This is a genomic window from Succinimonas amylolytica DSM 2873 (assembly GCF_000378405.1).
Classification (GTDB): domain Bacteria; phylum Pseudomonadota; class Gammaproteobacteria; order Enterobacterales; family Succinivibrionaceae; genus Succinimonas; species Succinimonas amylolytica.
In genome coordinates, this window is record NZ_KB899639.1 from 52,946 (window position 1) to 64,618 (window position 11,673).

The 11,673-nt window shown below is 49.3% G+C and carries 8 protein-coding genes; 3 read left to right on the forward strand and 5 right to left on the reverse strand.

Features of this window, described 5'->3' with window-relative positions; all coding sequences use genetic code 11:
* Positions 1-301: 301 nt before the first annotated feature.
* Both galE and purM read right to left on the reverse strand, forming a co-directional pair.
* Positions 302-1,327 (reverse strand): UDP-glucose 4-epimerase GalE, encoded by a 1,026-nt coding sequence (galE, locus tag F557_RS0114420; RefSeq protein ID WP_019002926.1) that lies wholly within the window; start codon positions 1,325-1,327, stop codon positions 302-304.
* A gap of 128 nt (positions 1,328-1,455) precedes the next feature.
* Complete coding sequence (purM, locus tag F557_RS0114425; protein ID WP_019002927.1) at positions 1,456-2,487, reverse strand: phosphoribosylformylglycinamidine cyclo-ligase; 1,032 nt, start codon at positions 2,485-2,487, stop codon at positions 1,456-1,458.
* A 449-nt stretch (positions 2,488-2,936) separates the two neighbouring features.
* Between purM and F557_RS0114435 the strand changes: the two genes are divergently transcribed.
* Together F557_RS0114435 and F557_RS0114440 are read left to right on the forward strand one after the other, a co-directional pair.
* On the forward strand, positions 2,937-4,244 hold the full coding sequence (locus F557_RS0114435) for a DUF2066 domain-containing protein (RefSeq protein WP_019002929.1): 1,308 nt from the start codon (positions 2,937-2,939) through the stop codon (positions 4,242-4,244).
* 25 nt (positions 4,245-4,269) lie between these two features.
* A complete protein-coding gene (locus F557_RS0114440; protein ID WP_019002930.1) occupies positions 4,270-5,037 on the forward strand; it encodes a DnaA ATPase domain-containing protein in 768 nt (255 codons plus the stop codon).
* Between the two features lie 321 nt (positions 5,038-5,358).
* Here F557_RS0114440 and F557_RS21505 read toward each other — a convergent pair whose 3' ends face one another.
* Positions 5,359-6,960 carry an AI-2E family transporter gene (locus F557_RS21505; RefSeq protein ID WP_019002932.1) on the reverse strand — a complete coding sequence of 534 codons (1,602 nt, stop codon included), beginning with the start codon at positions 6,958-6,960 and terminating at the stop codon, positions 5,359-5,361.
* Positions 6,961-7,390: 430 nt separating this feature from the next.
* On the opposite strand from F557_RS21505, the gene F557_RS20270 reads away from it, so the two are divergent.
* Positions 7,391-8,827, forward strand: coding sequence for a M48 family metalloprotease (locus F557_RS20270; RefSeq protein WP_019002934.1), 1,437 nt, complete (start codon positions 7,391-7,393; stop codon positions 8,825-8,827).
* Between the two features lie 141 nt (positions 8,828-8,968).
* On the opposite strand, the gene F557_RS0114465 is transcribed toward F557_RS20270, so the two are convergent.
* Both F557_RS0114465 and F557_RS0114470 read right to left on the reverse strand, forming a co-directional pair.
* Positions 8,969-9,817 carry a tetratricopeptide repeat protein gene (locus F557_RS0114465; protein ID WP_019002935.1) on the reverse strand — a complete coding sequence of 283 codons (849 nt, stop codon included), beginning with the start codon at positions 9,815-9,817 and terminating at the stop codon, positions 8,969-8,971.
* 3 nt (positions 9,818-9,820) lie between these two features.
* A complete protein-coding gene (locus F557_RS0114470; protein ID WP_019002936.1) occupies positions 9,821-11,668 on the reverse strand; it encodes a DUF3413 domain-containing protein in 1,848 nt (615 codons plus the stop codon).
* Positions 11,669-11,673: the final 5 nt, after the last annotated feature.

Below are 11,673 nucleotides of genomic sequence, written 5' to 3' on the forward strand. Positions count from 1 at the left end.
GAACAGGGTTTACAGGCAAGTCCACCTCCGTCTTTGATCGTATCACTTTTCAAATTTCGTTACCGTGGATGGCCTCCAAGTTTTTCCTTTTACCACCAGGCCACATCTCAAATGCATGGGCAGGCTCTAAGGCCTTATAGGTTTCAAGAGCGAAAATTTATGTACCGAACCATGAACTTACAACGGTCTAGTACTTTCTTTCATGGGGTATGTCAGGGATAAAACGGCCATACCCTGGGTGATTTGTCACGGTACCACAAAACAAGCGGAACCAGGTCGTACATTCGGGAAAATTTCGATTCTACAGGTTACATCTATACCCGTCTGGGTTTTTACGCTGCCAGTTATTGGCGTCGCTTACCATGTCATGCAGATCCAGTCTGGTCTCCCAGTTTAATTCCGCCCTGGCCTTGGCAGGATCAGCATAGTATTCGGCAATATCACCAGGTCTTCTAGGGCCATAAACGAAGTTAAGAGGCTTATCCAGAATGGCACTGTAAGCATCTACCACTTCTTTGACACTAATGCCATGTCCGGTACCGAGATTGTAGGCATAGCCCCCTGGAACGTTGAGACAGTGTGAAAGTGCGGCAAGATGACCATTAGCTAAATCCACGACATGAATATAGTCTCTGATACAAGTACCGTCTCTGGTTGGATAATCATTGCCCCAGATATTAAGGTACGGTCTCTTTCCAATAGCCACCTGGGAGATGTACGGCATAAGATTGTTTGGTATTCCCAGAGGATCCTCTCCGATAAGCCCTGACTTATGAGCCCCCACCGGATTAAAATATCTCAATACGCAGACTGAAAGACTGTTGTCGGAGTTATACCAGTCCTGAAGAATAAGTTCGATATCAACCTTGGTCTGAGCATAAGGACTGTTTCCTCTCTTTAACGGCTCCTCCTCCGAAATACGCGGACTGGATGGTGTTCCATAAACTGTGGCACTGGAACTGAACACAATATTTTTCACATTGTTTTTGGCCATAGCCTTAATAAGCTGCACACTGCCGTTAACATTGTTGTCATAGTATTCCACCGGTTTGTCACATGATTCACCTACAGCCTTCAATCCCGCAAAATGAATTACCGAATCAAACTTTTCCTGCGAAAACACCCGGTCAAGAGCGGCAAAATCACGAATATCGGCCTGACAGAACTCTGGCCTTTTACCAGTAATCTCGAAAATTCTGTCAATAACGCTGGCCTTGCTGTTACAGAGATTGTCAAGGATGGTGACATCGTAACCGCTATTAAGAAGCTCTACAGTGGTGTGACTTCCAATATAGCCGCAGCCGCCGGTTACTAAGATCCTTGTCATTGAAACTTAACTCCTGAATTGTGAACATCCTCAAGAGAAATTTTAGCTTCTCTTCCTGGGCCTTGAATTAAAAAAGGGAGCCAGAGCTCCCCTTGTCCTAATTAGTACAATCTGTTGTTACGGTTCTGCTACTTGATAATTACCTGCTCTTCGCCAGCTGCAGCATTCTCGATAGAACCGATGATCCAGCTCTTTTCGCCGCAGGAATTCAGGATTTCCACAGTCTTCTCGGCATCTTCCTTGCTAACAACGCAGATCATGCCAACGCCGCAGTTAAAGGTGCGGTACATTTCGTGGGTATCAATGTTGCCGTTCTTCTGAATCCAGCTGAAAACCTCCGGCCAGGTCCAGGTGGCAGAATCGCATACCACCTTGGTTCCTTCAGGAAGTACCCGGGGAATGTTTTCCCAGAATCCGCCGCCGGTAATGTGAGCGAGGGCGTGGATGGTTACGGATTCCATAAGCTTCAGAACCGACTTGACATAGATTCTGGTAGGGGTAAGAAGCGAATCAATAAGAGTGCGGCCGTCAGAAAGCTTCGCATAGGGATCAGCCTTTGATACTTCAAGAACCTTGCGGATCAGGGAATAGCCGTTGGAGTGGGGGCCTGTGGAGGCCAGGGCGATTACGGAATCTCCTGTTTTAACCTTGCTGCCGTCAATAATCTCGTCCTTTTCAACAACGCCTACAGCAAATCCGGCCAGATCGTAATCGTTGCCGTGATACATGCCAGGCATTTCTGCTGTTTCGCCGCCGATAAGGGAGCAGTTTGACTGTCTGCAGCCTTCGGCAATGCCGGCGATAACCCTGGTTGCGTCATCTACGTTAAGCTTGCCAGTGGCATAGTAGTCCAGGAAGAACAGCGGCTCGGCACCCTGAACAATAAGATCATTTACGCTCATGGCTACGAGATCGATTCCCACAGTGTCATGCTTTTTAAAGTCAATGGCTAAACGAAGCTTGGTGCCGACGCCGTCCGTTCCGGATACCAGAACAGGATTTTTATAGCGAGCCGGAATCCCGCAGAGAGCTCCGAAACCTCCGATGCTGCCCATTACCTCGGGTCTGGTGGTTGACTTTACGCTGCCTTTGATGTTCTGCACAAGTGCGTTGCCGGCGTCAATATCCACACCAGCCTCTTTGTAGCTTAATTTATCCATATGTTACTGAATCTGCCTCGTAAGAGATGCTGAAAAAATTTTGTTCATTTTAACAACAGCCCCGTATTTTATCAAGGCAGATCACATTTTTAGAAAATTGCCTTTTTCAGAAATTGTGCCGTGGCATCGCTCCGAATAAGGATCCAGCGTGAAAGTGTTATCAAACCTGCTTTATTGCTGCTTCAGAACACTGATTTCTTATCTTTTCCCATAAATTTTCTTTGGACTGCTTCTGATTCCGGCCGGTTTTTCGAGCTGGATAAAATTTTATTCCGGGCGGCACGGGATATTTTTCTGATACTTAAACCGTAAATGATATAATGAGGCGGGTTTTGTTCTGTAAAGATTGTCCGGTATTGCCGGATTAGAAGGCCGGGTGACAGGGCTGTTCAGGTGTCATTCCGGGGATCCACGGAAAAGAGTCAGATAAACTAACTGTCGGCAGAGCTATGAAAATTTCATTCAAAAGTGCATTGTTTTGTTCCCTTCTGGGATTATCCGGAGTTTCTCTGGCAGCCGGATACACCTATAAGGTTCCTTTTGACGGTGACTATGATGCGGCGTATTCCAAAGCCTTTAAAAAGATGGTTACCGAGGTGAGCCACGGAGCCACGGATCCGGATTCTCTCAGAGTTAACATTCCGTCCCTGATTGCTTCCGAGGATATTTCTCTGGACGGTTCGGAATACATCGTGGTTTTTGATGAGGCCAAGGTAAAACGGCTTATTTCAAGAGGAGATATCTCAGTATGGAAGGGGTTCAGCCAGCCTCTGGTAGCCTGGGTGCTTCTGGGATTGCCGGAAACCGATGATTTGGGTGAGCAGCAGTACAAAACCTCATTTATTACCGATACCGAGGATCAGTTTTTAAAGGAACTTAAGAATGCGGGCAGCAAAAACGGCGTCAGTCTTCTGGTGCCGGTTTTTGATCTTGATGACATGACCGCACTCGGAACCTCAGATGTAATGCTTTCAGATGCCGGAAAGGCCAGCACTGCCTCTGCGAGATATAGTTCCGGATATGCTCTTTTGGGGGTTTTGAGTCCGGAGGCCGGCGGTCCGTACCAGTTTTCCTATCACATTGTGAATATTGCCCAGAAATCCGAAGTGCTTTCAAATTCAGTTTCCGGGAGCCTTTCTCAGGTGGCGGTGAGGTTTTATCAGGATCTGAAAAATAATGCGGCGCTGTTTTCAAGAAAGAATGTCGTAGATAATGACCGGGACAGCCAGAACGGCCGGGACAACAGCAGTGATGCCGATACTGTTCCCGGATACTCTCATGTGGAGGCTCTCGGACTTGGCAGGCAGGATGACGGCTCCTACCGGATTCTGGTGCAGGGAGCGGTAAACTTTTCCATAATGAAGCAGATTAAGGATGACCTTTACAACCGGGGATTCCAGTCGGTAAGCATTGCCGAGGTCAAGGGCGGAGATGTGGTTTATGCCCTGAAACCGGAGAAGAACATGTCTCTCGAAGAGGTTCTGGCTCAGGAAAAGGTACTGGTCAACAGAACGCAGTATGTTTATCTGTATAATCCCAAGGCCTTCGGACGCAGTTCCGGCACCCAGTCTTCGGGAGGAAGTTCCGGAAGCGGGCGTGTCACTGAAGCCCCTCAGAGCGGCGATGCTCAGGACAGCAGCAGCGTGTCCTATGATGAAGCTGCCAAGGAGATCAGAGAACGCTACCGGCGCGATTCCGGCGGCTCTCCCAACCCGAACAACAGACTTCATACCGGCGGAGGCGTGGTAGAACGTTAAGCTGTCACAGGACAGGCAGGCTACTATGGTGAAAAGAAATTCTGACGTTACAGAAAGCGGCATCCAGATGCCCCTGACTCTTTCGTTCGGGGCAGGCATTTCCATGGACTCGTTCTGCGTCTGCCAGTCAAATGCAGCTGCCTATAACTATATTAACGAATCGGTGGATACCGCCCGTGATGAACGTCGTTTTCTGTACCTTTACGGTCCTTCAGGCAGCGGGAAGACACATCTTATAAAAGGGGCTACCCTCCGGGCCGAAGCCATGGGAATGCGGGCCACAGTACTGGATATGGCCATCGTCAGCGAGTTTGACTGGGATTCCATGTACACCATGATGGTAGGTGTGGAAAGCAATGACGTTATCCTTCTGGACAATATTGACGCCATTGCCGGAAACAGCGATCTGGAGGCGGAGATATTCAGTCTCTACAACCGCTGGCTAGGAGAGCCTTCCGGTTTTTTGGCGGTTGCTTCTCACGGATCCCCCACCAAGTCCGGCTTTGCCAAAAAGGATCTTATTTCCCGGTTCTCTTCCGGGGTCACCCTCTCAGTGGACTGCATTCCCCCGGAAATGTATCCTGAAATGCTGATGCGGCGCGAGAAGGCAAAGGGCGGCATTCTTCCGGAATCCCGGGCCGAGCAGATCTGCCGCCGCGTTAACAATATCAAGGATGCGATCAGGGCAGTAGATCTGATTGACGAAACCAGTATTGCCAACAAGAAGGGCGTTACCCGGAATCTGGTAAATCTGGTGCTGGATCGGCTGTTCGGCCGGAATGCCGAGAAATAGCAGGAAAACGTAAACCATACCTTTCTTAAGAGAGGTGGGGGAGTAGGAGAGAGTAGAAGTAGAGTAGAGGCTTACCTCATTGTTATTTACGAACGATGAGAGTAGCTCAAAAACTTCCTTTTTACCAAAATAAAAGGAAAGCCGTTTTCAGGACTTTTTTCGTAAGGTTCAGACTCAGACTGGGGTTTATTTTCAGAAAACTCAGTATCTCACCCAGGATTTTCTGGGACTGTTCAGATTTTCTTCATTTTATTCCCGGTTTCCGGTTTTATGCCGGGATTTCCGTATGTCCATACGGAAATCCCGAACTCTCTTCGGCCGTCAGCTTTGCGCGGCATCCGGCGGCAGCTCTTTTTCAGGCGGGGTGTCGTGGGGTGGCAGTTCCCGTGTGGGCCACATGGTTACCACCGTCTTTACAAAAATTGCCAGCGGGATAGCCAGCACAATTCCCCAGAAGCCCCAGATGGCCCCGAACACGAATACCGATATCAGAATTGAGAAGGCATCCATGTTCAGTCTTTCTGAAAACAGCATCGGAGTAATGACATAGGCGTCTATCAGCTGAAGAACGGCATAGATGGTCAGGAGCATTACCAGATCTCCGCTTAGACCGAACTGCATGATTCCCACAGCGACCAGGGGGATGGTGATGATTACCATTCCCACATAGGGTACCAGCACACTGAGACCAACGCCGATTGCCAGGAGCAGGGCGTAGTTCAGATCCATTGCCCACAGGAAAATGCCGTTTATTAGGGCAACAATGGCTATGTGGATAATGTTTCCGATAAAGTACTGGGTGATAAGCCTGTTGATCTCCTTCCAGAAGTTCGCCACTTCATCGTAGGCGGAACAGTAATGCCCGATGATACTGAGCAGGCGATCCTTGTCCTTGAGCATAAAGAAGGAAAATATCGGAACAATGATAACGTAGACCGTTATAAAGCTCATGGTGTTCATGAACAGGGGGGCAATCTGCTTGATAGCAGGAGTAATGAGATTCTTGAACCCCTCTTCAAGATAGTCTACCAGAGACTTCAGCTGATCGGTAGTGATGATGTTCTGATAGCTTTCGGGAAGCTTGCTCCGGATTTTGTTGAACTGCTCGGTGAGCCAGTTTAATGCCTTGTCGTTTTCGGCCTTGTCAATTTCATTCCGGGCCTGCTTTCCGCTGTCAGCAGGCACTTCTTCATTGTTATCGCCGGCATCCTTTGCTGCGGGATCTTCAGATTTGGCGATGCTTTCGTCTGGAACACTTTTTCCGGTCTCAGAGACATTGGTTACAGTGTTTTCCGGGGCCGGACTACCTTCAGGAGTTTTCACGGCTTCATTAAGCGCACTTTCCCGGGGGGCTTCGGAAATCACCGGGGTTCCCTCAAGGACGGGAGTGTCCGCATTTTCTAAATGCTGTTCCGGGGTATCCGGGACTGCGTCCGGGTCTTTTACCGCTTCCTCTGACTCCGGTTTGGGAGTTTCGCTGATTACCGTATCTTCCTTTTGAGAAGTATTGCTATTCGGGGAGATTTTTTCAGACCGGGAGAACATTTTTCCCTTCCCGGAACCAAAGACGGCTTCGTTTGGTGCGGGAGTATTGCTGTTATTAATGGCAATGCCGATTTTCTGGGTCATGGTGGTAAGCTGCTTTACCGCAGGAGGTGCTACGGCAAACACAATGCTTCCCACGAGAATAAGGGCGGACAGCATGATGATGGTGGCGGCTTTGGTACGGCTGATGCCGTGCTTCACCATGAAGGATACCGGCCGTTCAAAGATAAAGGCCAGCACCAGAGCGGCGATGAGGGGCCCGAATACGCTGCTCCCGTAGTAAACCATAAGGTAGATGGTTATGAACTGAAGCAGAAGGACGGCACATGGGGGATTTGAAAGATTTCGAAAATACCACTTTCTGATAAACTCAAACATATTTCACTTCTTCAATAACAGACCAGAAATATACTGCTATGCTACCATAAAGTGGCCTTGCCGTGCTAATGTGGCAGGACGGCCTCTTGGGGTGTAAGCCGGTAATCACAATCAGGGGAGAATTTTTCGGGAAGTATCTGTGGATAAGTGCCTGATAAACGTCAGCTAAGCCCTTGGAACGGATTTTGCCGGGGCATATGTGCGGTCCTGCGAGCTGTGCCAGGGATTCAGATTCCGTTTTTTACTGTTTCAGCCGGCAGAGCGTCGAACATTTTGACCGTTTTCTCTATCTAATGCTGGTAATGGATTTATGATGTCGGGAAGTTTCTGGGTGTTTTTCCGGTTTTTTCTATTGATTTCCTGCAGTATCCGGGATTTTTAGGCCTGAAGGACCGTGCGGGACGGCTCTCTCACATCAAATGGTGGTTTTATGATTCTGAAAGTGCGGAAAACTCTTAAATTGCTTCTGATAGCCGGACTTCTGACCTGCGGAGGTACCGGGGCTTCTGATTTTAACATCGGAACAGCCGGTGTCAGGGGGATGACTGTTGAAAAGGAAAAGGAGCTGGGACAGTATTTCATGCTTGTGGCCAGATCCCAGCTTCCGATTGTCTATGATCCCGTGCTCAGCGAATATCTCACCGGTACTGTAGGCAGAATGGCCGCTCAGGCCCAGGGTGTCAGGTATCCCTTTGAATCTTTTTTTGTGGAGGATTCTTCGGTTAATGCCGCCGCGTTTTTCGGGGGAAAGGTCATGGTTAATACTGGCCTTATTGCGGTAACCGACACGGAGAGCGAATTTGCCGGAGTGCTGGCCCATGAAATGACTCACATTACCCAGAGACACCTGGCACGCAGTATTGAGATCCAGAGTGATGCTCAGACCGCCGGAATTCTGGGAATGCTTGGCGGGCTTATTCTGGGAGTGGTAAACCCCGCCCTGGCGATGGCCACTGTTTCTGCATCTATTAACGGAGTACAGCAGACGTCCATAAACTATACCCGCAGTAACGAGGAGGAGGCGGACAGACTCGGGGTGGATCTTATGTACCGGTCCGGTTTCAACCCCGAAGGGATGCCGGGAATGTTTAGAAAACTGCGCACTCTTGATAATAAGGTTAATCCGGCTTTTGAAATGCTTTTGACACACCCTCTCAGCGAAAAGCGCGTGGCCGATGCCGAAAACAGAGCCCGGCAGCTCAAAAAGAACCGGTATTACGAAAGTGATGACTATCAGTTTGCCAAAAGCCGTGTTCTGGCCAGATTCAGCAAGCTCCCCCGGGATTACCTCAGGGGGGAAGCCGAAAGGCGTATCAGGGGAAATCCTGATGATTACGGAGCCTGGTATCTTCTGGCTCTGGTAGCGACTGACGGCGGAGACCGTGCTACAGCGGGGAAGGCTCTTGAAGTTCTTAACCGGAAATTCAGTTCCAATCTTTTTATTATTGATACGATGACTGACTATCTGATTGGTTCCGGAAAGGCGGCCAGTGCTGCTGAAATGCTGGAAAAGCAGCTAAAGAAGCATCCGGACAACGAAGTGGTGGCCGTAAATCTGGCCCAGTCCTATCTGGAAAGCGGCAAGCCGGACAGTGCCATTCAGGTGCTGAGACGCCTTAACCGGACCCGGGATTCTGTTGTGGGAAAGGAGCTTCTGATGAAGGCCTATCGCAGTAAAAAGGATATCTGCAGCATGTATCAGCTTAACGCCGAGCTTATGACCTATCGTGGCCGCTGGGAAGAGGCGATGATGAATGCAAATACTGCATTGCGAGTCTGCAAAAATAAAAACGATGTGATGCGAACCAGAGCTCTGGTTTCAAAAATTGCGAAGGATCAGTCCCTGTACAAGGAGCTCCTGAAATAACCCCCCCGGAGCGATTATGCTGTCTCTCTGAGAGAGTCTTCATTGAAAAAAGAAAGCGCGGAACTTTTTGAAGTCCCGCGGATTTTCTGATTCTGGAGGCGGCATTCTGTCAGCCTCCTGTGCTGCCGGATTACAGGTTAGTTAATACATGAGGGAGTAAATGGCCCGGCGGTACTTCGCCTGCAGCGGATCTCCGTTCAGAGTAGAAAGAATGTCGAGATAAACTTTCTTGATATTTCCGGCATTGAGATCCTTTTTAAGGTAGTCCAGGAGCATCTGGAGAGCCTGTTCGGTTTTTCCGTCCTGGCTCCAGGCAGTGGCCAGCTGTTCGGCGATGGAGAGATCGTCAGGATTCTCATGATGCCGGTTTTCCAGAATTTTTGTCTCCGGGTTTTCCAGATTCTTTTCGGCCAGAGTCAGGGCGGCCATGAGATCCTTGAAGATCTGGGACTGCTGATCGGCAGGATCCGCAGCAGCGAGGAGTTCCCGGGCCTTTTCCAGCTTTTTGGTCTTAATGGCGATGTTGGCAAAACCGAATCTGATATTGGTATCCTTCGGCGCTATTTCAAAGGCTTCCTGCAGCTTGGCATAGGCTTCATGATTATTTCCGGCCTCCTCCAGCTTCACGGCTTCGCTGAGAAGGATTTTTTCTTTGGCAGGAAGGAAGGAGGCTATTAGTCCGGGAACAGCCTCCGGATTGGCAAGTCTGTCGGAGAGCACGAGATCCACCGGACGCCCTTCCTTCAGCACGCATATTGCCGGCAGCGAGGAGATCCCCACCTGGGCGCAGATGCTGTAAATGGCAGGATCCTGAACATCTGCCTCTGCCAGCATTATGTAGTCGTTATTCTGTCCAACGGCGTTTTCCAGTGTCTGGGTCAGTGCTTGGGACTTGGGGTCCTGCGGGTCGAAAACGTACAAAAGCACCGTCTTTTCTGCTGATTTCTGAATAATGTCCCTGATGTTGCTCTGATTTGCTGTTTCAATCATTTTCTATTTATCCTTAAATTTATTGAGAATCTTAATTGCCTTGATAAGAGTTGACATGTTTGGCTGACTCTTGTGTTCGGGGTCGTCGCTGTAGATACTGGCATTTCCGTGCTTGTCAAAGGCGGTGGTCTGTGTGCTGGCAATGATCCGGATTTCGGAGGAATCGCCGCTCAGTATCCAGGGACGGTTATCCAGATCCCTGACGTTCATTCCGGTGCTGTAGGTATCGTAATCGTTGCGTATTCCCAGAATTTCCCGGGAAATGGTGGGTGCCAGATCCTGGGAGCTGGTAAGCGCGGTAATTTTTGCCGGGATTATGGCATCGGGCCAGCTTATGATAAGGGGAACATGGAATGTCCGGCGATCGTACTTGGTTTCCTGATAGGACGGGAAGGGAAGGGTCATGCCCCGGATCGAGGTGATGATAAACACCGTGTTTTTGAGTTTTCCGTCCTCCAGAAGGGCTTCCTGAATCTCGTCAATGAGGATGTCCGTGCTGAGCAGGGTGTTGTAGTACCGGTTGAATACCTGCGGATCTCCGTTTTCGACATTTTCCGAAATTAACTGACTGTACGGAATTTCAGGCTGGAACTTCCGGGGGGCGATACGGGAGTCTTTCAGAGTCAGCGGGCCGTTAAGGCTGACAATTACCATCTGGGGGCGCGATGAGTCCCATTTTCTGATGTACTGCACTGCCGACTTTACGGTTTCCTCATCAGAGGAAAAACTTTTAAGCTGGTTTCTTCTGATGCCGCTGATGGCCCGGAAATCGGTAACCTTCTTGCTGGGCTTACCGGTCATGAAGGACTGAAACTTATAATCCTGCTGCAGCATTTCCGTCATGCTTACCGGAGGTGTTTCACTGGATCTTATCAGGGGAAGATACTGTCCGGGGAGACCGTAGAAGATCTCGAAGGTTGTAAGAGTGGCGTCATTGCTGCCGAGATAGTGGTTTTCATAGGAATCGTGCCTGGCAGCAAAGTCCACCAGTCTTGGCATGTACTCAATGTTGAGATACTCCTTGGAGAGTCCTTCGATTAATACCATCACGATATTCAGGGGGGCTTCGTTTGGTGTTACTCTCAGGTTTTCCAGGGGATAGCGTATTTTTTGCTGATAGCGGTCAATATTCTTTCGTTCAATTTCGTTATGACTGCCCTCATGGATGTCCACTATCCAGCCGTGTTCCTTAAGGAAGGTATTGGCGGTCATGGGGTAGTAGGCCGGGAATATGGATTTCTGCTGTGTGATGGGGACGTATTTGTAGGCGTCGGCCCAGATATGCATGATGTGAGCAGAAAAAAATGAAATCAGAAAGACCGAGGAAACAAAAAAGCTGAGCTTCTGGTGGCTTCTGGTGTAGATATGCCGCCAGGCCAGCGACGAAAACAGACATTCGATGGCCAGAAGCACCGGGGCGGCAATATAAAGGAAATTAAAATTCAGGCCGGTGGAGAAGCCTTCCTGTTCGAAAAAGAGATCCAGCACGGACAGATTGATATGGATTTTGATGGCCTGGTAGAGCTTTACGTCCACCAGCATGATCATAAACAGCAGCACGGTGAGTATTACTGCCAGAACCCGGTAGATTTTCAGATTTCCGATAAAGGAAAGGGGAAAAAAAATCAGAATATAGATAATGGTTACGAGGCAGCTGAAGTGTCCCAGCCAGCTGATGACCAGATAGACAATTCCGAGGCCGGTGGACGGTGTGGGGGTGTTGTAGAGATAGCTGAGTCCGATGGCCACGGCAAGGAAGATGTTCAGGAACAGAAACCAGTGTCCCCAGCTTATGGTGCGGGAAACTTCGTCCTTGTAGGTAAAAAAACTGGGAATTTTCAAATTATCCATGTTGC

Coding starts and splice junctions, on each gene's coding strand:
- galE (WP_019002926.1), bottom strand. CDS start 1,327: ATGACAAGGATCTTAGTAACCGGCGGCTGCGGCTATATTGGAAGTCAC.
- purM (WP_019002927.1), bottom strand. CDS start 2,487: ATGGATAAATTAAGCTACAAAGAGGCTGGTGTGGATATTGACGCCGGC.
- F557_RS0114435 (WP_019002929.1), top strand. CDS start 2,937: ATGAAAATTTCATTCAAAAGTGCATTGTTTTGTTCCCTTCTGGGATTA.
- F557_RS0114440 (WP_019002930.1), top strand. CDS start 4,270: ATGGTGAAAAGAAATTCTGACGTTACAGAAAGCGGCATCCAGATGCCC.
- F557_RS21505 (WP_019002932.1), bottom strand. CDS start 6,960: ATGTTTGAGTTTATCAGAAAGTGGTATTTTCGAAATCTTTCAAATCCC.
- F557_RS20270 (WP_019002934.1), top strand. CDS start 7,391: ATGATTCTGAAAGTGCGGAAAACTCTTAAATTGCTTCTGATAGCCGGA.
- F557_RS0114465 (WP_019002935.1), bottom strand. CDS start 9,817: ATGATTGAAACAGCAAATCAGAGCAACATCAGGGACATTATTCAGAAA.
- F557_RS0114470 (WP_019002936.1), bottom strand. CDS start 11,668: ATGGATAATTTGAAAATTCCCAGTTTTTTTACCTACAAGGACGAAGTT.